General features: G+C 48.1%; 18 protein-coding genes and 1 pseudogene. 3 read left to right on the top strand and 16 right to left on the bottom strand.

Features of this window, described 5'->3' with window-relative positions; genetic code table 11:
* Positions 1-31 precede the first annotated feature (31 nt).
* The gene (locus RB620_RS00720; RefSeq protein WP_308091581.1) at positions 32-1072 is read left to right on the top strand and encodes a LacI family DNA-binding transcriptional regulator; all 1041 of its coding nucleotides are present in this window, start codon (positions 32-34) and stop codon (positions 1070-1072) included.
* Positions 1073-1150: 78 nt separating this feature from the next.
* On the opposite strand, the gene RB620_RS00715 is transcribed toward RB620_RS00720, so the two are convergent.
* From RB620_RS00715 to RB620_RS00680, 8 genes are all read right to left on the bottom strand, one after another.
* Entirely contained in the window at positions 1151-4039 is a 2889-nt protein-coding gene (locus RB620_RS00715) for a family 78 glycoside hydrolase catalytic domain (RefSeq protein ID WP_308091580.1), read from the bottom strand.
* Positions 4040-4082: 43 nt separating this feature from the next.
* Complete coding sequence (locus RB620_RS00710; protein WP_308091579.1) at positions 4083-4910, bottom strand: carbohydrate ABC transporter permease; 828 nt, start codon at positions 4908-4910, stop codon at positions 4083-4085.
* Entirely contained in the window at positions 4907-5773 is an 867-nt protein-coding gene (locus tag RB620_RS00705) for a carbohydrate ABC transporter permease (protein ID WP_308091578.1), read from the bottom strand. The genes RB620_RS00710 and RB620_RS00705 overlap by 4 nt, the downstream gene beginning before the upstream one ends.
* Before the next feature lie 91 nt (positions 5774-5864).
* Entirely contained in the window at positions 5865-7205 is a 1341-nt protein-coding gene (locus RB620_RS00700) for an ABC transporter substrate-binding protein (RefSeq protein ID WP_308091577.1), read from the bottom strand.
* 93 nt (positions 7206-7298) lie between these two features.
* Complete coding sequence (locus RB620_RS00695; protein WP_308091576.1) at positions 7299-9053, bottom strand: sensor histidine kinase; 1755 nt, start codon at positions 9051-9053, stop codon at positions 7299-7301.
* Between the two features lie 16 nt (positions 9054-9069).
* On the bottom strand, positions 9070-10554 hold the full coding sequence (locus tag RB620_RS00690; RefSeq protein ID WP_308091575.1) for a response regulator: 1485 nt from the start codon (positions 10552-10554) through the stop codon (positions 9070-9072).
* A gap of 244 nt (positions 10555-10798) precedes the next feature.
* Complete coding sequence (locus RB620_RS00685) at positions 10799-11488, bottom strand: LrgB family protein (RefSeq protein WP_308091574.1); 690 nt, start codon at positions 11486-11488, stop codon at positions 10799-10801.
* A complete protein-coding gene (locus RB620_RS00680) occupies positions 11481-11834 on the bottom strand; it encodes a CidA/LrgA family protein (protein ID WP_308091573.1) in 354 nt (117 codons plus the stop codon). Before RB620_RS00680 ends, RB620_RS00685 begins: the two co-directional genes overlap by 8 nt.
* A 170-nt stretch (positions 11835-12004) precedes the next feature.
* Here RB620_RS00680 and RB620_RS00675 point away from each other — a divergent pair, with 170 nt between their 5' ends.
* The gene (locus RB620_RS00675; RefSeq protein ID WP_308091572.1) at positions 12005-12889 is read left to right on the top strand and encodes an AraC family transcriptional regulator; all 885 of its coding nucleotides are present in this window, start codon (positions 12005-12007) and stop codon (positions 12887-12889) included.
* Positions 12890-12997: 108 nt separating this feature from the next.
* Positions 12998-14284 carry a glycoside hydrolase family 27 protein gene (locus RB620_RS00670; protein WP_308091571.1) on the top strand — a complete coding sequence of 429 codons (1287 nt, stop codon included), beginning with the start codon at positions 12998-13000 and terminating at the stop codon, positions 14282-14284.
* A gap of 147 nt (positions 14285-14431) precedes the next feature.
* Here RB620_RS00670 and RB620_RS00665 read toward each other — a convergent pair whose 3' ends face one another.
* The 8 genes and pseudogenes from RB620_RS00665 to RB620_RS00635 form a co-directional block, all read right to left on the bottom strand.
* The gene (locus RB620_RS00665; protein ID WP_308091570.1) at positions 14432-15886 is read right to left on the bottom strand and encodes a family 43 glycosylhydrolase; all 1455 of its coding nucleotides are present in this window, start codon (positions 15884-15886) and stop codon (positions 14432-14434) included.
* A gap of 118 nt (positions 15887-16004) precedes the next feature.
* Complete coding sequence (locus RB620_RS00660) at positions 16005-17774, bottom strand: extracellular solute-binding protein (protein ID WP_308091569.1); 1770 nt, start codon at positions 17772-17774, stop codon at positions 16005-16007.
* A 127-nt stretch (positions 17775-17901) separates the two neighbouring features.
* A complete protein-coding gene (locus tag RB620_RS00655) occupies positions 17902-18786 on the bottom strand; it encodes a carbohydrate ABC transporter permease (protein WP_308091568.1) in 885 nt (294 codons plus the stop codon).
* A gap of 47 nt (positions 18787-18833) precedes the next feature.
* Positions 18834-19739, bottom strand: coding sequence for an ABC transporter permease (locus RB620_RS00650; protein WP_308091567.1), 906 nt, complete (start codon positions 19737-19739; stop codon positions 18834-18836).
* A gap of 75 nt (positions 19740-19814) precedes the next feature.
* Positions 19815-21491, bottom strand: coding sequence for an extracellular solute-binding protein (locus tag RB620_RS00645; RefSeq protein WP_308091566.1), 1677 nt, complete (start codon positions 21489-21491; stop codon positions 19815-19817).
* A gap of 140 nt (positions 21492-21631) precedes the next feature.
* Positions 21632-22345: a helix-turn-helix transcriptional regulator gene (locus RB620_RS00640; RefSeq protein WP_483874745.1), complete on the bottom strand. Its 714-nt coding sequence runs from the start codon at positions 22343-22345 to the stop codon at positions 21632-21634.
* Positions 22319-22696 (bottom strand): annotated as a pseudogene (locus tag RB620_RS30510) (response regulator); the annotation flags it as partial. The pseudogene RB620_RS30510 and the gene RB620_RS00640, both read right to left, overlap by 27 nt.
* Positions 22671-24437, bottom strand: a complete 1767-nt coding sequence (locus RB620_RS00635; protein ID WP_308091564.1) for a sensor histidine kinase — start codon at positions 24435-24437, stop codon at positions 22671-22673. The gene RB620_RS00635 and the pseudogene RB620_RS30510, both read right to left, overlap by 26 nt.
* Between the last annotated feature and the right edge of the window lie 45 nt (positions 24438-24482).

Raw genomic sequence — 24482 nt, 5'->3', positions numbered from 1 at the left:
TCGTTATCTACCTGAAGCAAGGAGAATGGTTATGCCTCAGAAAGTATCTATCCAGACGATAGCCGATCAGCTCGGCTTATCCAAATACGCCGTCTCCCGCGCGCTCAGCGGCAAATCAGGCGTCAGTGAAGCGACGCGCGAACGCGTGCTGGAGCTTGCCAAGACGCTGGGATACGGCTTGCCGAAGCAAAAAACCGCCGCGCCCGTATCCAGCGCCGCGTCATCATTTGTATTGATCTGCATCAACCCATCGATCCGGGGAGATTCCGCTTATTGGCAGCGAGTCTTGGAGGGTCTTATTGTGAGCAGCGGCGAGAAGGGATGGCATCATGTCATTGTTTCCCAGCCATTATCATTCCCGTCCAGATCCAATCTTACGCCGCAGCAAGCCATCGCGCCGCATTTGAACTGGGACAGCTGTCTGGGGCTCATCGTGATGGGCACGCCCCCTTACTCTTCGCTTCAGTTGATGGCTCGGACCGGGAAACCGCTGGTGCTGCTGGACCATAGCGAGCCGCTCCTTGATTGCGATGAAGTCAATCATGCCAACATCGACGCTGGCATTAAGATCGCGCATCATCTTCTTGTATCCAGACAATGCCGGAATATCGTATTCCTCAGCGATATCGCCTTTTCGACCAGCTTTGCCGAACGTCGAATAGGCGCCCGCCTCGCCGTAGAGCGTTACGGTGGAAGCGACGCGAAGCTGCGGGAGTGGGAGCTCACTTATGGGGATGGCAATTGGATCGATACCGCCGCCAGTCGCTTCCTGCGGCTGGCGCCGGAAGATAGGCCGGACGGTTGGATCGGCGCGAATGACGACATCGCGCTCAAGTGGATGCAGAGATTGCAGCAGCTTGGCGTCTCCATTCCGAACGACGCATACGTAGCGGGGATCGACAACGTTGAAGAAGCCGCTTTATCTTCGCCGCGATTGACGACAGTTAACCTAAGCAAAGAGGAACTGGGTAATCGAGCGATCGAAATGCTCGAGCGCCGGATCGCGCGCCCGGGAACCTCCATCGAAAAAATCCAGCTTAACGCTGCGCTCATTCCGAGAGATTCCGCTTAGATCGGTTTGACCTCTGACAGACAGTTTCCATCCATGAAGTCACGGATTTGATTCACTGTCTGACAAGAGGGATGCCTATTAGAGTACGGCTAGTTCTTCTACAATTCGCTCTAGCTTCTGACTTGAGACTCTCATCATCGTATTATTGCTTATTTGCTCAAGAGACAACGGCTTGGCTAAATTAACCAACGTACCTTCAAGAAGATTGGGAGCATGTTCCCGAATGACGGCAGTCGCCTTCTCGTCCATCAGAATTTCAACTAATTTCGTGTTCACGTCATAAACTTCCCGGAAGAGTTCTGCCGCCGAATACTGAAAGCGGTACTCACCTGAACCGACCATAATCAATACATGATCATCATTTTCAGTAATGGATAGAATACCTTTTGTTTGATCTAGTGTGATTCCATTCTCGACAATATCGCCAGCCTTGGCTCCCATTAGAACAATTTCGGCGCTTGTATTTGCAGGTATGATCGCTTCCAGTTCAATGCGATCACCGATAATACGCCAACTGGATTCGACTTGCCCATACATCGAAAGATAGCTTGCTTTAGCGAAGGTTAACTTAGTCGAACCAAAAAGTGGAGCGATACGAGTTCTTTTGAATCCTGGAACAGTCGTTGAAAAATCAAGACCTGCCACTTTCTTATACATCCAATCACCAACTGCACCATAGGAATAGTGATTAAACGAATTCATATCGTCACTCCAGAACGAACCGTCGGGCTTAATGCTATCCCAATGTTCCCATATTGTCGTAGCGCCTTTTGATACCGAATAAAGCCAACCAGGATAACTTTCTTGCATTAACAGGCGCACGGCAGTTGTATGATATCCATGATTAGACAATGCGAAGCAGAGATACGGCGTCCCGACGAAGCCGGTCGAGAGGTGATAGTCGTTTTCCACGATCATATCGTTAAGATCGGCTGCTACCCGCTTTTTCACATGCTCGTCCACCAAATCAAATACAAGTGCTAACACATGTGCGGTTTGGGTCGGTGATGCCACTCTACCCGTCTTCGTTACGAATTCATCCTGGAATGATTGTCGAACATTCTGGTAGAGTCCTTCGTACCGATCCGCCTCTTCGCTTCGTCCTAATACCAGTGCTGCATCTCGGACAATGCGCGTGGAATACGCAAAATAAGCGGTAGCTATGAGAGATGTCGGCGTCGATCCGATATAACTGTTCTCTTTGGCGTCTAACGCCAGCCAGTCTCCAAAGTGAAATCCCGTATTCCACATATACTCGTTTTTGCCTTGTGCCCGGATGTATTCCACCCATTTTTTCATGCTCTCGAATTGTTCCTCGAGCAACCGCAAGTCCCCATAGTACTGATAAACGGTCCAAGGGCAAATAACTGCCGCATCCCCCCAAGCTGCGGAGCTTGCGCCTCCGACGATATCCGGGATCACGTAGGGTACGCCTCCGTCCTCATGCTGTTCAGCCTTCAGGTCGCGCAACCATTTCATAAAGAAAGGGGCCCCTTGGTAATTGAAGAGCGCAGTACTAATGAACACCTGAGCATCGCCTGTCCAACCCAACCGTTCATCTCGTTGCGGGCAATCTGTAGGCAAATCCAAAAAATTGCCGCGTTGCCCCCATTTGATGTTCCGTTGCAGTTGGTTCAATCGTTCATCCGAACACTCGAAATAGCCTGTCTCCATCATATCTGAATGAATGACTTCACCATCGAAGGCTTCGATTGGCAATTGGTTATCCTGAAGCGGATAGCCAGTTACCTTGACATAACGAAAGCCCATGAACGTAAAATGAGGTGCGTACTCTTCCATTCCGCCATGAGTAACATAAGTTACGGCCTGCTTAGCGGAACGCAAATTTCCAAAGTAAATGTTCCCGTCACAATCCAATACTTCAGAATGTTGTAAGGTTATAACGGTTCCCGCAGGGGCATTTACACGAAACCTCACCCTGCCAACCATATTTTGTCCGAAGTCCAAGACATGATCGCCAGCCGGCGTAACAATGGTTTCAACAGGGGAAATGACCTCCGTTACCACGTTCGACCAATTCTCTTGAGCGACCAATTGATTAAAGCCCAAATCGACGGTTTGTACGGCTGCCCACGACGAATCATCGAAGAGGGGATCAGACCAACCTGTACGTTCTAAGCGGGCGTCGTAAACTTCTCCATGATAAATATTCGAATATAACACAGGCCCAGTAGCAGCCTTCCAGGTCGTATCTGAAGTAATGACATTTTCCGTTCCATCCGAATACCGGACATGAAGCTGCACCAGTGCCGCACGCCGATCCCCATAATGATAATTCCGGCCACTGAATCCCAATCCGCCGCGGTACCAGCCATCGGCAAGCATAACTCCAATTCCATTGTCCCCGTTACGAAGATACGAAGTGACATCGTAGGTTTGGAACTGCATGCGATGATGGTAGCTGGTCCAACCTGGTTCGAATAAGTCTTCCGAAACCTTATTCCCGTTCAAATAAAGCTCATAGATGCCTGCCGCCGTTACGTATACCCGACCTGAAACGATATCCGATCGAAGATTGAACCCTTTACGGAGCAGGAAGGCAGCTTCAGCATCCGCTGGTATAGCTGCATCATTTGGGGTAATCCATTCGGATTTCCAATCCGAAAGTTGTAACCCCAGCTCAAATTCGCCTTCTTCGCTCCAAGGGGTTTCGTTGCCTTCATTGTCCCAAGCCTTTACCCGGAATCGATACATTTGACGAGGTACGAGAACAGGTCCTCCATACTCGCAATGGATCGATTGGTCGGATTCGACACGGCCAGTATCCCATATTGGAGCTGAATAATTGCCTTCTTGAGTGGTCAATTGCATTCGATAGGCAACTTGCGTTACAGCTCGGCGGTTACCGGTTTCGAGTATCCAACTAAATCTAGGAGCCGCGACATCGCTGCCTATTAACCGGGTATGATACTCGCAAGTCAAAGATTGTATTTTTAAAATAGACATCTTCTCAACGTCTCCTTTAGGACCTTAATTGCCGTATACGAAGCTAGCCTTTGACCGAACCTGCTGTCATGCCGGCAACGATTCGTTTATTAAAGATTAAGAACAAAATAAGCGGAGGAATCGTAATCAGCAGAATATTCATGAACAGTAAATTATATTGCGTAGTGAATTGGCTTTGGAAGTTGTATAGCGTGAGCTGAACGGTTACGTTCTCTGACCCCGGCAAGAAATACAACGGGTTGGTAAAGTCATTAAAAATGTTTACGGCGGAAACAACGACAACGGTAGCCGTTACAGGCTGCAATAGAGGGAGAATAATCGAGAAAAACAATCGCGCGCCGCTGCTTCCGTCTATGACTGCCGCCTCGTCCACCTCACGCGGAATCGTGGCCATAAACCCTTTATAGAGAAGAACTGCAAACGGAAAGCCCAAGGCGACCTCGATTAGAATGAGCCCAGTCATCGTTTTAAATAGACCGATACCATCCATTACCCAAATTGTTGGCACAATCGCAGGAGGAATGATTAAACCTGCCAAAATAAAAAAGTTCAAAATAGGAGTAGCACGATCCTTACGTCGTTGCATTACATAAGCAGCCATGGCGGCTAACACAATGAGCAGCACGATTGAGACTAGCGTTAACACGGCACTATTGAAAAAGGCACGAATCAACATATAGTCCCGCGCTTCTATAACGGCCTTCATGTTCTCCCAATAGTAAGTTGCGGATGGCCAAGACAGATTCAATAGCGAAGCTTCACTCGCATCCTTACCGCTGTTCACGATAATGAAGTAGAACGGAACCCAGAAAGCAACAACCGTAAATAATACACCGAGGAATTCGAAGCCAATCTTGCGAACCTTTTTCACAGGTCTACCTCCTTTCGGTTCAGGTAGGTGTAGAGTGGAAAGACAAGAGCAGTTACCACAAGGAATAGGATAACGTTGCCCGCTGTTGCAAGACCGTAAAATCCTCCTTGATATTGCTTATAGATAATGGACGCAATCAAGTCCGTCGTGAAGCCCGGACCTCCCTTTGTCATGGCCCAAACAAGATCGAAAGAACGCAGACCGCCAATAAAAGCAAGGATGATAACGGAATTTGTTGCAGGTCGGCTAAGAGGGACGATAATATTCCAAAACTTATGCCACGCGCTCCCGCCGTCGATCTGGAGCGCTTCATAATACTCATTAGGAATGGAGAGGATGCCCGCTATATAGATAACTGTCGCGAAACCAACGCCTTTCCATACATCGACCATAGCAACGGAGAGCAAAGCGATGCTTGTGTCGCCAAGCCAATCAGGACCTTGAATTCCGAAGAAGGCTAATGCCGCATTAATGACTCCTTGACTTGGATGCATCATGACGCTGAATACAATGCCGACTGCTATCGTACTGACCAAAGTGGGAAAGAAGATAACTGATCTTAAATAATGTTTGATCGATAATTTGGATGTTAAAAGAACGCCAAGCAATAAACCTAGAACGACCTTGAGACTGCAAGTGACGATCGCATAAATTAAGGTGTTTTTGAAGCCTATGCTAAGAGACTGCTCATTGAAAAAAGTGATGAAATTTTCAAACCCAATAAATTCCCAATCCGTTAGGTTCCATCTGGTAAAACTAAAGAAAAAGGACATGATCGTCGGTAAAATGAAAATGATGAAATATATAATAGCGGCCGGCAATAAAAAATAATAGGAGTACGTCCGCCTGAATATTTTGTTCACGAGTATCTCTCCCTTGCACTTGAAGTGAATCGGCCCTGCGTTATTCACAGGGCCGAACTTCGTATCCTAGATTCATGTCGCTATGACCGGATTACCAGCCTTCCAAGCCCAGTTGTTTGGCCTGTTTCTCTACATCTTTGTCATAAGCGGCAGCGCCTTCTTGTGCGCTCTTAATGCCAGAGCCTACTTCAACCGTAAGCTGCTCGAGGCTTGGTCCTTTAATCGGAGATACAAACTCGAGAGCAGGCGCCGTTTTACCCGAATCAAAGTAAGGAAGCATTTCTTTCACTAAAGTTGCTACATCATCAGGAATTACCGCATCTTTAATTAGATAAGGTCCAACTGGTTTAGAGACTTCTGAAATCGCTTGGCTTCCTTCTACAGAAGCGACATAAGCTAGAAATTGTTTAGCTTCCTCAGCGTGCTCGGTCTCCTTGTAAATGTATGCAGATGTTGGCATCCATACGGTGAGACCGTTCAGCGAGGCATCATCGTTTGGCTGTGCAAAGTAACCAAGGTTTTCAATGAGATCAGGGAAGTTTTGCGCGATCGTCGGCGTAGCGAGCGAAAGCATAGGATAATGGGCTCCCTTTCCTTCCGCCAACATCTTCATGCCGGCATCGTAGGTTGTTGCCAGTTTGTCTTTGTTCAAATACCCCTTATCGTTCAGCTCCTGCAATTTCTCGAAACTGCGCAACGCGGCTGGCGTGCTCACATTAGTTGCCTTATGAGCCGTATAGTCATCCGCAAAAGTCGGCGCTTGCGCTTGTACATTATAGAAGTCGGCAAGCACTACAATTTGAGAAGTCCATGTATCCTTAAAGGAACCAATTACTGGAGTGATTCCTGCTGCCAGAATCTTCTCGTTGTTTTCCATCAGTTCCGCCCAGGTCGTTGGTACTTCAAGCCCCAAATCCGCATAAACCTTTTTATTGTAGAACCAGCCGCCTGCTACCGTGGATCCGGCAGGAACTCCAAAGACTATGTCATTGACCGAAACGGTTGGTTTGTACGAGTCGATTACATTAGCCATAAATGGCTCGTTCGTCAAATCAAGCATATTCTCTTCCGGATTCAGCGCTTTCATCAACGATCCGGAGTTATAGAAGAATATATCTGCCATATCCCCTGTAGCCAGACGGGTTTTTACGAGATTGTCTAACTCCGTGCCTCCAGGGCCAGTCTCCAATTCAATCGTAATGTGAGGGTTTAGCTTTTTAAAACCGTCAACCAAAGCATTCGCCGTATTGACCGTATCCGGTGCATTTCCGGTCATTAAAGTAATTGTTACTTCCTTTTCAGCGTTCTCGTTCTGTCCTGCATCGGAACCAGCATTCTCGTTCGAATTTCCGTTTCCGCATGCGGATACGGTTGCTACAACCAGAACTGCACTTAGCAAACTAGCCCATCTTTTGTTACCGCGAATATGCATCTCTATTCCCCCTAGTCGTTTGCTGGAAAGCCTGTAGCCTTCTGCTGTTCTTATTGTAATTCGCTTCAAGAAATGCTGTAAGCGCTTCATTGTTCAGGTATTCGTTCCGGTTTCTTTAGGTGGCAGGGGATTAAATTTTAATGTGACTTTGGTTCCCACGCCTTTGGCACTCCACATATTCATCGAGCTATCTGGCCCATAATAGAGCTGAAGACGCTCCCTCACATTTTTTAAGCCATATCCATGTTCCGTTTGGTTCACGTCTTCCATACCGACGCCATCATCTTCAACCGTAAACACAAGGTAGTGACCCACTTTACGTCCTGTCAGTCGAATCGTGCCTTTACCGATTTTCCTCTCCAGCCCATGATAGATCGAATTTTCTACAAGCGGCTGCAATAATAACTTCAACATTTCCATTCCCAAGATGGCATCATCAACGTCTTCCATGTAGCTGAATCGATCATTAAATCGAATGTTCTGTATTTTCATGTAATGTTGAATGTGCTTCAATTCGTTGTAGACAGGCATGGTTTCTTTTCCTTTGTTAAGACTAAGCTTAAAGCTTTCCGAAAGGGAGACAGCCATTTCCGCTACCCTATAGTTTTTTTCGAGATAGGCCATCCAGTACATCGAATCTAACGTATTGTACAAGAAATGGGGCTTAATCTGCGATTGCAATGCTCGAAGCTCCGCTTCCTTTTCTTTCAGTTCGGAATGAACTAATTTTTCGTTCAATTCGTCATACTCAACCGCTATGCGTCTAAATGTATTTCCGATTACGCCCACTTCATCTTGCGCAAAAACCTCCGGAAACTCTTTGACGCCCTTCGTCCAATCCAACATCATCTTTTTCACTTGCAAAAGCGATCGCGTAATCGTTCCCGAAATGATATAAGATACGGCTATAGCAAACAATGCGAATGCAGCTGCAATCAACGTTGTTACCCATCTTAAATTTTTCGCCTCTCCAAGCAATTCTTTCTTCTGCACTAAGTGGACTAGCGTCCATTTGGAGGTCTGATTATAAAAAGAATTAATGAAGTAGCCCTGCTTCTCGAGCTGTCCTAACACTTCGTTCATTCCTCCTTTCCCAAGCGGAACATCGAATGAACTATTATAGACGGCCGTTGGAGATCCATCCAAATGGTCAAGCGCCATATAGGCCCCATATTCAGAGCCGCTGGAGTTAAATACTTTGTTAAAAATGGACTTTGATACATTGATAACCATAATACCTATGGGTACCCCGTTATGATCTGCATCACGAAACAGCTTTACGGTTGAGAATGCCTCGTCTGATTCACCAAACAAGTCTGCGGGCAAATACTCAATTTTCCCTTTATTCTTATAAGCATTCATGTACCACTGAGATTCTTTGATACGCGTGATTTTGTCCTCTCCTTCGAAGACGCCTGCATCATCGGATCGCCCTGAACAATAGGTTCTAAACTGTAAATCAAAAATACAGATAGACTTTACGTATCGTGTATCGGCGTGACTGCTGCTTACCATCCGTTGTAATCGCGTTGAGGTTCTAAGCGTTTGAATATCGGGGCGTATATCTGGATTCTGGCCATTGCTCCTTAATTCATCACGTATTTCATTATTATTTACAAGCGACCAATGCAGATTATTGATATTGCCAAAAAGCAAATCAGCCACTTCGCTGGATGTCTTTAGTTGATCCTTGTTAGATTTTTCGTTGACATCAATTAAGGCGTCGTTCGTAATATTGATCGAAATGAGACCCAGTAAAACAATAAGCGGTAACGATAAAAGGATCATGGCTGCAAGGAATCTGCTGCGAACTCGCTTGAATCTCATTCGGTTCAACACGTTCATCATTTCATCATCAACATCCTTAGCGCGAGGAGTGGTTTTCCTTGTATTGTCCCGGTGTCATGCCGACCTGTTTCTTGAAAATCTCGTTGAAATGTCTGTGATTTAAATAGCCGACTTTTCCGCTTACTTCATTGACACGCAGGCCTTCCTTTAACATCATTTTGGCATGCTCAATGCGTAAATTCGTGAGGTATTTGATATACGTGATTCCCATTTGCTCGCGAAAAAGGAGACTAAAATAAGTCGGATTTAAACCAACATGCTCTGCTAATTCCTGCAAATAAACATCATTGCCGTAATTTGCTTCTAAATACGCAAGCGCCTTTTCAACTGCGATATTTTTGTTGGAGGTCCGATTCGCCTTTAGCCAATCCATTAACAGAACTAGTCTGGTATTCAGCCACACCATCATTTCTTCTCTCGTTTGCATGCTGCTTAGTTCTTGATGCGGGATGATCCCGGGCAATTGAATATCACGATCCACATCCTTCACGACTTCAAGTCCGCGATACACCAACTTCAATATTTCGTGCTCAGCCTTTTCTGGGTCCAACTTTTGTGTTTCCATCCAGACTTGAAAAGACTCTAACGCCTTGTCCAATGATTCTTTATCCAAAGTCCTGAGAGACAGTATGACTCCCTCTTCATGTTTACTTAGATCGATTGGAAAATCAGAGCTTCCTTCGATATCCTGTATACGAATCCAGCCGGTTTCTTTCATAAACCTGCCATAACGTAGTGCGCGTAACGCCTCTCTATAACTCTTTGGTGCATCAGCCATGGAAGAATACGTCCGTCCAGAACCAAATAATACAGCGGTCTCATTAGACCACTCCATCGATGTTTCCAATAACGGCTCCTGCGGGAGTTCGTGATGAACCATAACGGCGAGACGTTCAGGACCGTTACCTACATGAATAAAATCGCTCATCAAGTTATTCGGCAGCTCAACCTTCTCCTCATTGAAAGCAAGGACTGTTACGCCATTGATCCAATCCGATTCGCCATATAAGCGAGTCCACTTATCGAGCGCTTGTTCTCCGGTCAACAACAATTCGAGCGTTGCTTTTTCAAGCAAATCCAATTGATTTTTTTCCAACTTGGTTTTCATTGCGCTAATCTCATACTGATGGACGATTCGTTTAATTGTTTTTTCAATCGCATTTTTGATTTTGTCCACGGTTATCGGTTTCTCCAAGTAATCGACAACACCAAGACCAATTGCTCGACGAACATATTCGAATTCGTTAAAGCCGCTAAACACAACAAACATCGTGTCCTGCGCTTCCATAGAAATCGTTTCGATTAAATCAAGACCATCCATGCCAGGCATTCGAATATCGGTAAGCACGATATCCGGACGCAGATCTCTAAACATCTGAAGAGCCTCGATTCCATTATCAGCCGTTCCCACCAACTCAATGCCGTAGCTTCCCCAGTCAATTACCGCTCGTAAACCCATCAACACAATATTCTCATCATCAAAAACAACAGCCTTTAACATGCCATTATTTCCTCCTGATTGTTTTAATTTCGGATTGCCACACCTTGTATCAATCATCGTAACTTACTTATTTGGTTTCTCATACGGCTCATTATTCTGGTTTTTATTCTGATTTTTTTAGGTTCAGCAACTAATTGGAAAGTATGCATAAGCACAACATTGAAAACAAAGGGTGGCTATGTCTTCAACCCTGACATAGCCACCCGATGGGATAACTCACTATATATTGTTTAAATTCATGATTTTATTGCAGCCACCAAATAAACGGCATACAAAACAATGGCGTTAGCATACTCGACAGGCCCATCGCAAAAGCGCTGATACTGCCTTTCGTCTCGGAATCGCGTAAAATGCGTGCCGTTCCAATTCCATGCGCCGCCGTTCCCATCGCCGCTCCGATTGCCACATCGCTCTGGATTCTGCACAGCTTTAGAAATGATGGCCCGATAATACTGCCGATTAATCCTGTCAAGACGGCAAACACGCCAGCCAATTCAGGGATACCGCCTATTGATTTGGCAATTTCGATTGCTACTGGAGTGGTGACCGATTTAGGCAACAGGGTAAGCATGATTTGTTCAGAAGCTCCCAGAAGAATGGATATTCCTAATACTGCAGCCATTCCGCAGACCAACCCCGCACTTACTCCGGCAGCAATCGGAAGCAGCTGTCCTTTCAGCTTGCTCGCATATTTATAAAATGGAACTGCGAGCGCTACAGTCGCTGGACCGAGAAAGAATGTAATGATATCTCCCCCTGCGCTATAGTCCTCATAAGGAATATCAAACACCAGCAGAAGTACGATTATCCCTCCAGAAGCAACTAACAGAGGATTAAGCCAACGGAAACGCTGATTAAGCCTTTGTGCGGCTACATAGAATGCCACGGTCACCGTAATGCCAAACAACGGCTGCTGAGTCCATACCTCATTCATTCGAACGTTCCTTCTTTCTAGTCGCCAGTCGTGCAGTGATCCCGCTTGTGACGATCAGTACGATTAGAGTTGCTCCTGCCAGAGCTACTGTTACTAGCAGCCACTCTGCTCCTATCGTTCCGAAAAACACTATTGTCCCAACGATCACTGGAGCAAAAAAAATCATCATATGCTTCAATAAAAATTGGGCAGTGTCCTCGATCCACGCCAGCTTGACCCAGCCTGCAAACAAACTAACAACAAGCAGCATCAACCCGATTACGTTTCCGGAGAGCGGTAATGACAACAACTTTTGAATGGCATTTCCTAGTATTGTAAATCCGAGCAAGATGGCTAAACCTCTCATGATCAATTCCTCATGTTCCTATTAATAATGAATGAACTTCGATTCATTATAACGGGATACGGCATTCATTTCCATGATGACCTGTTAGTCGGCAGGAATTCCAATTATAATGTTAGGATCAGTTCAACCATTCTGATGACAATTTTCGTTATGTAAGGAAGGGTTACCGCATGTTCAAATCTATACAGCACGGCGTATACGGCTATCGATTTTCCGAGGCGGATATGGACTCCGTCTTCCAGCTTTATTGCGCGGGGTACTACAGGGTCACCAACCGGGATTACAGCTGGCATGGTCAGCAGCGGCAGGACGGTCCCCTCTACTTGTTCCAATATACGATCTCCGGGTTCGGCGCTATTGTCATTGACGGGGTGTCGCATGCCGTCTCGCCAAACCAAGCATTTATGGTGGAGATCCCGGGCGACCATCATTACTACTTGCCTCCGCAGAGCGATCATTGGGAATTTATTTTTATCCTGATCCGCCCCTACCATCTGACGGCAATCTGGGAAGATATCGTCCATCGGATCGGTCATGTACCCATCATTCCGCTGGACAGCTCTCCGATTCATTCCATCTATAATCTATATCGCGAAGCTAGTACGGATCGAATTGATGATATCACCCGTGCATCCGCGCTAGTGTATCATTTTATCATGGAGCTGTACCGATTCAGCAGGCTCCCCTCTTCGTCTCAAGAAGAGTGGCCGCAGTCTCTTCGCGACTCGATCCGGTATATGAACAGTCACTACCATCTCCCCATTGGCCTGGAGCAGATCGCAGACCATGCCGGGCTATCCAAATATCATTTCAACCGCCTCTTTACTCGAACGACGGGTCAGACGCCGATCCAGCATCTAACCCAGATTCGGCTCGAGAAGGCCGTGGAATTAATAAAGAGCACGTCATGGTCCTTGGAGGAGATCGCCAAACAAGTCGGATATACGAGCGGCAGTTACTTTACGAAAGTGTTCAAGCAGCATGTCGGCTGCAGTCCCAGCGATTATCGCCATGGCAATGCCATCCTCCCCGTAAGCAGAATGAACCTTAGGTAGTCGAGCAATATAGTACAAGAATGAGCAAGAACTTGGCGTAGATGCCCCTATTTATTTGCACTATACTTTAAACATGTAGAGCAAAATAATAGCAGGGAGTGAACATCCATGAAACATCATCAATGGTCTTCAACGCCTCCATTGGGCTGGAATAGCTGGGATTGTTATGGAGCTGCGGTGCGCGAGGAAGAAATAAGAGGAAATGCTGAATACATGGCGGAGCATCTGCTGAAGTTCGGCTGGGATTATGTGGTCGTCGATATTCAATGGTCCGAACCGGGAGCGGTATCTTCGCATTACAGACCGTTCGTGCCGCTGGAGATGGATGAATATTCAAGATTGATTCCCGCCGCGAATCGCTTCCCTTCCTCGTCCGGCGTTCAAGGATTCCGTCCCTTATCCGATTATGTCCATAGTCTAGGACTCAAGTTCGGCATCCATATCATGCGCGGCATTCCGCGTCAAGCGGTCCATGCGGGCACGGCGATCAAAGGAACGAAAGCAACGGCGAGGGACATTGCGCATACGAATTCGATCTGCCCATGGAACACCGATATGTATGGCATCGATCCCCGCAAGGAAGGCGCGCAAGCGTATTACGACTCCTTATTCGAGCTTTACGCGGAATGGGGCGTCGATTTCGTCAAGGTAGACGACATCGCGGCATCGCGGCTTTACGGCATCCATGCGGAAGAAATTCAAATGATCCGGCGCGCGATCGATAAATGCGGACGCGAAATGGTGCTTAGTCTATCCCCCGGCCCCGCTCCGCTCGAACATGCCGATCTTCTGCGGGATAACGCCAATATGTGGCGGATGACGGACGACTTCTGGGATATTTGGAAGCTGCTCTACGAGATGTTCGAGCGGGCGGAGAAATGGGCTCCGCATGTGGGTCCCGGCCACTGGCCGGATTGCGATATGCTTCCGCTCGGCCATCTGGGCATCCGGTCCGTCGACGGCGGCGGAGCGGATCGCTGGACCCGCTTCACGAAGGACGAGCAGGTGACCATGATGACGCTGTGGAGCATCTTCCGTTCGCCGCTCATGTTCGGCGGAGAGCTTCGGGACAATGACGAGTGGACGCTGTCCCTTCTAACCAATGAAGAGATTCTGGACGCTCACCGGCTTGGCCGCAATCCGCGAATGCTGTATCGCGAGGATGATCGTACGGCATGGACCTCCGAAACCGAGGACGGACAAATCTATGTCGCGCTGTTTAACCTGCGTGAAGAGGAGACCGAAGTAAACGTCACGTTAAGCCAGTTGGGTCTGACAGGCACATTCGCTATTCGCGATCTATGGGCGCGGCGGGAGATGGGATCTGCCGCTGATCAAGTAGCGGCTGTGCTGCCGCCTCATGCTTCGGCATTCTATGCATTGACGAGAACTTAACCCTTATTAAAGAAAAGGCTGTCCCAGAAGTAAACACTTCAAGGGGCAGCTTTTCTTCGTCTAAATGGGGCGCAACGGGTCGATTTTATACGAAAAACCGTACTCACAACGCACATCCGAGGCGCAACGGCCTGAATGTATTTGGTTTTAGCTATTCAATGCACGATATTCAAAGTTTTTGAACGTAACCTTACCTTGCCCTTGAGCCCATAGCGCCAGCCGCAGCGCTAGAAAGCCGCCGAGCGCGTTGTGATGCCAGCCCGAAGTCTCGAAGGAATGCTCGAATTTGGTCCATTCCGTTCCGTCGAGGCTGAAATCGAAAATCACTTCATGCCAGCTATATCGAAGACGCACGACGAGATGCCGTGAAGGCCATGGCTTCGCAGGCGTCCGCCAGCCGCGAATCACCCCATGAAGACCTTCGCCGGAAAGCTCGAGCCCGCTGTATGTCTTGTCACTATAAAATAAGACAAATCGTCCCGAGGTTTCCTCCCCCGAAAGGTCGATCTCAACCTGCGCTTCGTAATGATGGTCTCCCGGCATGAAGACAAGCGGGGCGCTTGATGAACCGGAGCTGATCGTAATCGCTCTACGGTCGATCTCATACTCGATTGGACTTATCGATTTATACCAGCTCCAAGCGTATCCCAAATCGCCGGATTCGGTCTGAAACTCCGGGAAGCACTCGGAACGATTCAAGCCTCGTCCACTAGGCTTCCGAATCGGTTGATCGGCGCTAACGCCTTCCAGTATGCGGAACCAGCCGTCTTCCGTCCATTCCAACGGCTCCAGAAGCGTCTGCCTCCCTAGCGTATAATAGCCATTCTCAAAGGCATGGTATACCATCCACCAATCTCCGTCCGGCGTATCGACGATCGAACCATGACCCTTCGAAAGCCATCTTTCGCTCCGGCTTTGCGTTCGAACGATCGGATTGTAAGGAGAGTCCTCGTAAGGTCCTAAGGGATGCTTGGATCTGGCGGAAGCCACCATGTGGCTTGTCGCGGGTCCGGAAGATCCTCCTTGGGCCACGGTCAAATAGAAATACCCGCCCAGGTAAGTCAATTTCGGCGACTCCAGGAACCGGCCCTCCACCACCCATTCTTCCGGGAAACGCCAGCCGTCGTAAACCTTGCGCGGAGCGCCTTTCACCGAGAGCCCGTCCGGCGTTAGTTCCGCCACGTAACCCGATCCATAAAACAAATACCGGTTGCCATCATCATCGGCGACATGACCGGGATCGATTCCGCGTATACCCACTTTGACCGGCGGACCCCACGGTCCCGTCGGCTGTGCAGCTGTCAACACCATAATCTCTTCATCAATCGGAGCGTAAATATAAAATTGCCCCTTATAATAAACCAAATCCGGCGCCCATACGTTTCCGGCATATTCCGTCAACGCTTTCGCAATAGGCTCCCAGTTGACCAGATCGGTGGAATGCCAAATCAGAAAGCCGGGCGCAAACTCGAAGCAAGAATGCGTCATATAATAATCGTTGCCGACCCTTACAACCGTAGGATCGGCATAGTCTCCCGCAAGAATCGGATTGATATAAGTCCCGTTTCCTTGATCGCCTTTGGCTGGAACGGCTGTTTGCATGTCTCCAACTTCCTTTCGCTCGATACGTGTCTATCACATTCTATATCTCCCAATCGCCACGTACAAATTCCCGTATCAGCCTCGGCTGACACGGGAATCGATTCATGAGAGGATGATCTTATCGATGAGGGAATACGGTTTTCTCCGCAAGCTCCACTTCATATTTGACAACTTCGTCATAGCCAAGGCCTTTCGATTTCGAGATCATCTCTTCCTTCAGTTGATTGTACTCGGCCTCGTTTTTCGCATAAATCATTTTCCATGAATACTCTTTGATCATTTTGCCGATTCCGGTTGTCATTTGCTGCATTTGGGCAGACGGGGTTGCCGGGGTTTCGGTCGTGAAGAAGGGCTTAGACACTTCGATCATCTCGTTTTTCACGAAATATTCCTTCGCCGTCATCACTCCCGTTGCTTCCCGCCAGCTCTTCGTTACAGGATCCGGATTGTGATTCAGCGTAGACGCCCAAATATTATAATCGTACGGTTCGCCTGTTTCCGGGTGAATATTCGTCAGCTTTAATGTCGTATTATTGATCTGATTCGTCCCGTCTTTGAACGTGCCGCCGCCGTATTCCGCAGGCACCGGCTCCGCATTGGCAGGCAATGCCTTCCAGCCGAACTCCGTTACGTATGGCTTTCCGTTCTCGTCGATATCCCATGCCAACCCTTTTGGACCGTAATTCGACTCCATAACGCCTTCCGGAGAATACAACCAGCTCAGGAACTCCATAATTCGGGCAGGATCCTTTGCTTTCGCGCCGATCGCCCATACCCGATTTCCACCGTAAGGACTCTGGCCGTAGGACGTGATCTTCTCTTCGGAGAAAGGCACCAATGCAAGACCTTTGCCCTGTGCCGTGCGTTCAGGTGTATTGTACACGTTGTCTACCCACGGGAAGTGGGAGAACAAGATTTGTCCATCCTGAAACTTGCTCGATACGTCGGAAAACTTCTGTGTCAGAGAGTCCGGGTCGAGCAGTCCCATCTGGTTGGCATCGTAATAAAATTTCAAGCCTTCCAAATAATGCCCGCCTTCGTCAAGCACGCCTTGCCATTCATCTTTATTCTGATGCGTCAGGATCAAGCCGGCCGGATTAAGGCCGTCGCCTTCGTTATAGCCGTAGAACTGCGCGACGACTTTGGCAAGCGTCATGTAATTGCCGTCCCAGTCCGACCACAAGGAAATTCCGTAGGTTGGACGGCCGGATTCGCTTTTCGGCTCCAGCTCCTGCATTTGCTTCAATACCGGCAGGTAGTCATTCAACGTTTTGATTTCCGGGCTTCCGAGCTTCTGGTACAAGTCCCAGCGAAGATTCGGTCCGTAGGTCATCGTCGCGCCTTCGGAAGGACCTTCGCCGGTTCCCACGTCGAACCCGATTCCGTATACCGCCGTGCCGCCGCCGAATTGTTTTTTGTTCGCTTCGATCGCCTCGGGAGCATTCTCCAGCATCCCTTGTCCATATTTGGTAAGCAGGTCGTCTTTCGTCCAATCCAGGAGCAGTCCGGCTTTGATCGCATCCTGATAGTCCTTGCCGTTGCTGCCGAACACGACCAGGTCGCCCATGTCGCCCGAAGCCATCATGGTCGCGATTTTTTGCTGCCCGCCGGCCAAGTTCGAAGCGATGATGTTCAGCTTGATGTTGAATTTATCCTTCGCCAATTTGGCGAACCATCCCGGCTGCTCGCCGGCATAGTTAGCAAGCATGGAGAACACGTCAATCGTGATCTCTTCCCTATTCCCGCTTGCGCTGTTATCGCCGGATTCGGCCCCCGTATTTGAGCCGTTCGTATTACCGCCATTGTTGCTGTTGCTGCATGCAGATGTAAAAATCATGATGGCGCAAACTAAAACGAGAAGCGTGGAACTGCCTAATCTCTTTTTCATGTGGATCATTTCCTCCCCTTGTCATTCGTAGCGACAACTCACTTTGCCTAAACAATTTCCTTTATGGAAGACCGCGCAATGCGTTTGAGCCTCACCTCCTTCATAAGAAAGGCGCTGCCGGGAATCATTACCCCTTAACGGCACCGATCATAATGCCTTTCACGAAAAATCGTTGGAAAAATGGATAGACCAGCAGAATGGGTAGCACAACAACCATGGAAACGGTCGTCTGGATCGATGTTGGCGTAGCCATGTTGCTGAGGTCCATCATCGCGCCGGAAGACTGCTTCATTAACTGGGCAATCGAAGTTGCTTCGTTCATGTACCGGTACAGGATAAATTGCAAGGTAAACAAATTCTGATCCGTGATCAAAAACAGCGTATCCGTAAAGCTATTCCACTGCGTAACCGCGGAGAAGATCGCAATGGTGGCCAGAATCGGCGTTATCAATGGGAGAATAATGCGCGTGAATATCGTGAAATACCCGGCGCCATCGATTTGCGCGGACTCCTGAAGAGCCAGCGGCGTCGATTCGACGAAGGTTTTGACCAGAATAATAAAGAACGGCTGGACGATGGCAGGCAAGATATACGCCCAAAAGTTATTAGTCAATCCCAGTTGAAGCATGGTCAAATACCACGGGATCAGACCGGCGTTGAAATACATCGTGACGATCAGAAAGCGATACCAGAAGCTGCGTCCCCACATTTGTTTGGTGAACAGATACCCTAGAAACGCGGAAGCCGCAACCGTCAGAATCGTGCCAAGCACCGTACGTCCTACCGATACGAGCGCCGCCTGCCCCAAGCCGGGAATCCGGAACACATCCGCGTAATTCGTCCAATGGATGTCCTTCGGATAAAACATGACGAGTCCTCTGCTGCTCAGATCATTGTTGCTGATCGTGTTGATAAATAAATAATAAAAGGGAAATACGCAGATGAGCGTAATGATCGCAAACACGGCATAGTTAACGAAGTGGAATAACGTAAATTTCTCTTTGATCGGCATCGTACTGTATGTCTCCTTTGTTGACGTTCTTAAAGTGCGTGAACAACCTAGAATATGCTTTCGCCGCGGATGACCTTCGACATGCTGTTGGCAATGAATAGCAGGAACAGGCTGACCAGCGACTTGAGCAGGCTTACGGCCGTAGCGAAGCCGAAGTTGGAGTTCGTCATCCCGATGTTGTACACATACAAGTCCAGAACCTCGATATTATGCATGTTCATCGCGTTCTGGAATACATAGAACTGCTCCATTCCGTTGTTGATGAAGTTGCCGATGGAGAGCAGCAGCAACACGAAAAACGTCGGCATAATGCCCGGGATCGTCACGTGCCACATGAGACGGAACCGGCCGGCGCCGTCGACCCTCGCTGCTTCGTAGATCTCCTGATCAATGCTCATAATGGCGGCAATATACATAATGGCTCCCCATCCGAGTCCTTTCCACACGCTCCATAAAGTCATGGATAACCAGGTATGATCGTCGGAAGCGAGAATGTTCAGCGGCTCGGAAATCCATCCCAGATCCATCAGGAAATTGTTGATGAAGCCGTTGTTGACGGAGAACAACATGAACGCGAACGAATAGACGAGCACCCAGCTTATGAAGTTCGGAAGCGTAGTGAGCGTTTGCACCAGCTTCTTGAATTTGGCGCTTCGCAGCTCGGCCAGGAAGACGGCAAATATAACGGGTAGGATGGAAGTCAGAATATTCAGAGTACTTATGGCGAACGTATTCCGTAATACCCTCATAACCTCCTGACGTTGAACTTCATTGGACAGCATGGAGGTGAACCAATCAAAGCCCATAAATTCCGACTTGGACAACGGGATGCCGGGCCGGTAATCATAAAAGGCGTAGATCCATCCGTATAGCGGCAGATAGGAGAATAGAAAAGCCAGAGCTAGAAATGGCAGCGCCATCAGAAATAACGAATATTTATCTTTTACCTTCATGTTGCTCCCCCTCAATCGATTGCGTATAGGTATTTTAGGCATATTTAAAGAAGCTGCTAGGCAACTACATTTTTTTTATGGATTCAATTCGGATACTTCTTGAATAATTTGCTCTCCGCCTTGTCTCTTCCAGTCCCGGGCAAACTCGTCGAAGGTATCGAGAGGAGCAACGCCTAAAATAATTTTGAGAAACGTTTCCTCTTCCAGCTTTTGAAGCTTCTCCCACTTTCTCTCCATCGTTTTCGTCTGCGAGTACGTAACGCTGTACACGCCGTTCATTTCATTGTCTACTAGCGGAGATCCCCCCACCATCAAGGCATAAGCGCGAATCCACATCGCTCTGTCCTTGCCGGGATCCCAATATTGAATGTCGTATTGCTCATGGGGCTCCAGCTTCACGGGGCCTATCTTCTCCGCATCGGAACGCAGCATTTTATACTCGGGCCTATCCTGAAAGTCCTGGGCTGTTTTGGTCCCCGCCAGCACTTGCCTTAGCGCCTTCACTTCATACTCCGTCTCGTCGGATGGCGCGTACGTTACTTTTAACGGGTATTCCGTCGGACCTCTTTCGGTCGTAAACGTTCCTTGGCTTTCGCCAAGCACCAGATTGTTTAATAATTTCATAACGGCTTCCGGATGCTCGTATCCCTTGCGCACGACAACGAATTGATTGGTCGACGTGCTCATGTGAGGCCGAAATTCGCCATTTTGGTCAAGAGGCAGCGCATAAGCTTGCCAATTGGCTTCCGAGTTATTTTTGTTGGCAGCATCTATCGGTCCATATGGCGCCCACCACGGTCCGAAGAACATCCCCGCTCTTCCGTTCATGATCGTTTCGCCGGGCTCTAGTCGAACGCCTATTTCCTGATCGATTAAACCCAACAAATAGAGCTCCCTCAATTTCCCTAAAGCTTCCTTCGTTTCAGGCTCCGTAGAACCGTATACAACCTTGCCGTCTTGCTCTAGCCAATAGCCCGGATAAGCATGATACGCGGCGAATATGCCGTCAAATCCGTACAAATTGTTCGTCGATTGAAGGAAGTTCGCATAGAGCTTCCCCATCGAACCCGGTCCGGCGAGCCCTATGGTGTCCGGCTTCTTGTTCCCATCCGGGTCTTGTTCGACGAACGCTCGCGCAACGGCTTCCAGCTCGTCGATCGTTTTCGGCGGTTCCATGTTCAGCTTGTCCAGCCAGTCCTTGCGAATCCATAATAAATGAACGCCATCCGCCTTCAGCTGCACATTGGGGAGCGCCATCATTTTTCCGTTGAAGGTGACGCTTTGGATCGCTTCTCCGTCCGTGCTTTCCACGATCCTTTTGATGACAGGCGAGGCATATTGGTTATATACATCCGTCATATCCGCGAGCTGATCGGCCTCCACCATTTGCTTCAATTCGACGGGTCCTACAATCATCGCGTCCGGCAGATCGTTGCTCGCAATAGCCATGCTCACCTTTTGGTTATAATTGGTCGGCGAAGCTTTCAAGGAATATTCCACGTTTATGTTTAAGTTTGTTTTGATGTTGCGAGTATATTGATTGTCGAGAAGCGTTTCCCCTTCCAGCAGCGACTTGGTCGGCTCCACGATCATGGCGACCCGAATGGCAACCGGCTCCTCGTATTTGCCGAACGGATCGGGTGGTCCAGCAGCTTCAGGCCCGTTCCCATCCTTCGATTCATTCGGGGCGCTGCACGCGCTCGCAATCAGCATCAGGATGAACAATCCAATCATCCACTGACTTCTTATCATTGTTCGCTCCCTGCTTTCGCTTGTATGGCCTCGTGGATTTAAGTATAACATGACAGAAACCGCCTTCGTGAGAGAACGCGGTTGCCAGATAGGGTAGAGATATGAGGGTAGTTCGCCTGCGAGTTTAGACAATTGCCCCCCTATATATCGGACACTTGTACCCCTGATTGGGTCCATTGCCGATATTCGCTGGGGAGCATGCCTGTTTTTTCATGAAAGACGCGGCTGAAATATTTCTGATCGGTATAACCCGTATTTTCCGTAATCCACTGAATCGTTTTTTGCGTGTATTGCAAATATTCCTTTGCTTTCTCCATGCGAATATGGCGCAAATACTCGTTAAAGGTCATGCCGACAAGATCTTTGAAGCATTGGCTGAAATAGCTGCGGCTCATATTGACCCTCTTGGCCATCTCCGACGCATGGACCGAACCGGTCAATTCATCGTGCATCGCCTGCACCGCTCTGGCGATACAATCTTTCACCTCCTCTGAATATTGGGCCTTTCCGATGGCGTCGACTAACCGCTCTCTTACTCCGTTCAGCCAATCCTTCGCATCCATCCAAGAATGGAAGGCGTCTGGCAGCTCGATGTGCTTCTCGGTAACGGAAGCATATATTCGATCCCACACGATCCATTGCGCGTGCAGGAAGGACGTTAGCTTGGCGGGAGACAGCTGCAGGTTTTGCAAATCTTCCAACAACCGTTCAAAATCGGACGTTCTATGAACCCAACCTAATGCATGTCCGCGCTTTTTCAAATCGGAAAGCAGCCTTTTTTCATCGTCCGATTCCGATTCAATGGAAGAACCGTTTCTCGATTGCTCCTCCAGAATTCTAGCCTTCACTCTCATCATCACTTCGCCAAAGTTTTCCTGTTCCATTTCCACTTTGACAATATAGTCGATTGCGCCAAGCCTGAGGCACTCTTGAATGTATTCAAAGTCTTGATGAAGCGTCAGCACGACAATAAAGATGTGAGGGTACTGCTTTCGCGCGATGCGCATGAGCTCCATCCCCGACATGACGGGCATGGCCAAATCCGTAAGCATGAGGTCCACTTTGTTCGAAGCCAAAAACTCAAGCGCTTTTTCGCCATTTTTAGCCTCGCCTACAACCTCCATGCTGTATTGCTCCCAAGGAAGGATCGATATAAGTCCTTTTCTCACCAAATTATCGTCATCCACGATCAATACTTTGATCAAGCTTTAACACCTCCGTATTCGGCAGTTTCAAATAAACGGTCGTTCCTTTGCCTACTTCGCTTTTGATTTCCAGACTTGCTTGATCTCCATACTGATTATCCACCATTCGTTTGACGTAATTTAATCCAATGCCCATACCGGCCCGTTGCTGCTCGACTTGCTGTTGATTCAGCAATTTCTCGATTTCCTCTTCGGAAATGCCCGCTCCGTTATCGTGAACGGAAATAACAATCCGACCGTCATCGTTCGCCACATCCACCTGAATGTATCCTTCGTCGTCCAGACCGTGATAGAGAGCGTTCTCCAAGATCGGCTGCAAAATAAAACGCGGAATCGCGATATCTAGTATATCGTCGTCTACCCGAATTCTGACGTCGAAAGCGAAATCATAGCGGATTTTTTGCAAAGTCAGATACTGTTTGATCGAATCGATCTCTTCGCGGATGGTCGATGCCTGCCCTCTTTTGCCCAAATTATAATACAGGAGTTTATTCAGGGATAAAATCAATTTGTCCAGTTCCTTATTCCCGTTCATAGCCGCCAGCCAATGTGCCGTGTCGAGCGTGTTCATCAAAAAATGGGGGTTGATCTGGTACAGCAGCTTCTCGACCTCCAGATCCGCTCTTCGTTTTTCTTTGAGCTCCACTTCGTTAATCAGGTCGGAAATTTGGTTTTTCATGTTTTGCAATTGTTTGATCAGAAATTCAAATTCCGGAATCTTCGTCGGAAGCGTATCCGGAGGCGGCGTATTTTTCTGCGTGATCGATTTGATCTCCAGATTAAATTGATGCAGCGGAACATAGACCATTTTCCACAACAGCCACGCAATGAACAGCGTAACCGCAAGGAACAACACGGACAAATAAATCATCTGGGTCACCCAGCGGTTTTTTTCCTTGTTGTATTCGTCCTTGGGAATGAGCGATACGATGCTCCAGCCTTGATTGCTTGTACTCTTGAACCAATAATAGCCGTTTTGCAAACCCGAATCTCCGCCGCCGCCGGAATCATCGAAGTAATGGTTCATCGGAAATGCCGAAGCCGCGTCGCTATAGGCGATCCTCTTGTCGTTATCCAATATCAGATAGGAGGAGAAGCTGCCTAGATTATTTTCGAATATATTTTGAGACGTGTTAAAGCCGGACTCCACGTAGACGTATACGTCGTCATGCTCCCCCGAAAAATCCATCTTCCGGAGCGCGGAGATGACATATTCATCATTATAACGCTCGTTGCTGATATGCGGACCAAAATAAGAGATTCGAAAGTATTCGGCAAGCAGCGGCAAATCGTTGATTTCATAAACTTCTTTGACGATCGTATTATTAAACATAAAAGAGCCGTCGTCTTTCGAATAGTACATGACCAGACCTATCGTAGGGTTCGTGAAGGAGATCAGATTGAGCTCCGTATGAATTTCTTCGAGCAGAACCGTTCTTTCGAAAGGATCTTCGGAGAATAGAAGCGAATCCACTTTTTTGCCGATGCTCCCCTGAAAGGCAAGCTGCTGAGTCACATGATTCAAATTACTGATTGTGCCTTCGAACGATAATTCCACCTGCTTCAAATTACTGCGAACGCTGTTCTCCAAGTTGCTGGATAAGATATTCGACATCGTATGATAAGACAGCAACACGACGCAAATAAATGGGACCAGCGTAGCCGTTGCGAAAATAAACATGATTCTCTTCTTCATGGTGGCTTGCTGAAGATAATTCACAAAAAGCTTAATGATCCCCATTAACTAGTACTCCTTTTGTTTAGCTAGTCCAATTGTACAGTTCCC

It is taken from the genome of Paenibacillus sp. LHD-117 (assembly GCF_030929555.1).
Taxonomy (GTDB): domain Bacteria; phylum Bacillota; class Bacilli; order Paenibacillales; family Paenibacillaceae; genus Pristimantibacillus.
The sequence above is the reverse complement of the archived record's forward strand: the minus strand, read 5'-3'. Positions and strand labels throughout refer to the sequence as shown.

What these genes read in the sequence shown, in the direction of transcription:
- RB620_RS00720 (WP_308091581.1), top strand. Translation starts at nt 32, where the DNA reads ATGCCTCAGAAAGTATCTATCCAGACGATAGCCGATCAGCTCGGCTTA.
- RB620_RS00715 (WP_308091580.1), bottom strand. Translation starts at nt 4,039, where the DNA reads ATGTCTATTTTAAAAATACAATCTTTGACTTGCGAGTATCATACCCGG.
- RB620_RS00700 (WP_308091577.1), bottom strand. Translation starts at nt 7,205, where the DNA reads ATGCATATTCGCGGTAACAAAAGATGGGCTAGTTTGCTAAGTGCAGTT.
- RB620_RS00695 (WP_308091576.1), bottom strand. Translation starts at nt 9,053, where the DNA reads ATGATGAACGTGTTGAACCGAATGAGATTCAAGCGAGTTCGCAGCAGA.
- RB620_RS00690 (WP_308091575.1), bottom strand. Translation starts at nt 10,554, where the DNA reads ATGTTAAAGGCTGTTGTTTTTGATGATGAGAATATTGTGTTGATGGGT.
- RB620_RS00685 (WP_308091574.1), bottom strand. Translation starts at nt 11,488, where the DNA reads ATGAATGAGGTATGGACTCAGCAGCCGTTGTTTGGCATTACGGTGACC.
- RB620_RS00680 (WP_308091573.1), bottom strand. Translation starts at nt 11,834, where the DNA reads ATGAGAGGTTTAGCCATCTTGCTCGGATTTACAATACTAGGAAATGCC.
- RB620_RS00675 (WP_308091572.1), top strand. Translation starts at nt 12,005, where the DNA reads ATGTTCAAATCTATACAGCACGGCGTATACGGCTATCGATTTTCCGAG.
- RB620_RS00670 (WP_308091571.1), top strand. Translation starts at nt 12,998, where the DNA reads ATGAAACATCATCAATGGTCTTCAACGCCTCCATTGGGCTGGAATAGC.
- RB620_RS00665 (WP_308091570.1), bottom strand. Translation starts at nt 15,886, where the DNA reads ATGCAAACAGCCGTTCCAGCCAAAGGCGATCAAGGAAACGGGACTTAT.
- RB620_RS00660 (WP_308091569.1), bottom strand. Translation starts at nt 17,774, where the DNA reads ATGAAAAAGAGATTAGGCAGTTCCACGCTTCTCGTTTTAGTTTGCGCC.
- RB620_RS00655 (WP_308091568.1), bottom strand. Translation starts at nt 18,786, where the DNA reads ATGCCGATCAAAGAGAAATTTACGTTATTCCACTTCGTTAACTATGCC.
- RB620_RS00650 (WP_308091567.1), bottom strand. Translation starts at nt 19,739, where the DNA reads ATGAAGGTAAAAGATAAATATTCGTTATTTCTGATGGCGCTGCCATTT.
- RB620_RS00645 (WP_308091566.1), bottom strand. Translation starts at nt 21,491, where the DNA reads ATGATAAGAAGTCAGTGGATGATTGGATTGTTCATCCTGATGCTGATT.
- RB620_RS00640 (WP_483874745.1), bottom strand. Translation starts at nt 22,345, where the DNA reads ATGAGAGTGAAGGCTAGAATTCTGGAGGAGCAATCGAGAAACGGTTCT.
- RB620_RS00635 (WP_308091564.1), bottom strand. Translation starts at nt 24,437, where the DNA reads ATGGGGATCATTAAGCTTTTTGTGAATTATCTTCAGCAAGCCACCATG.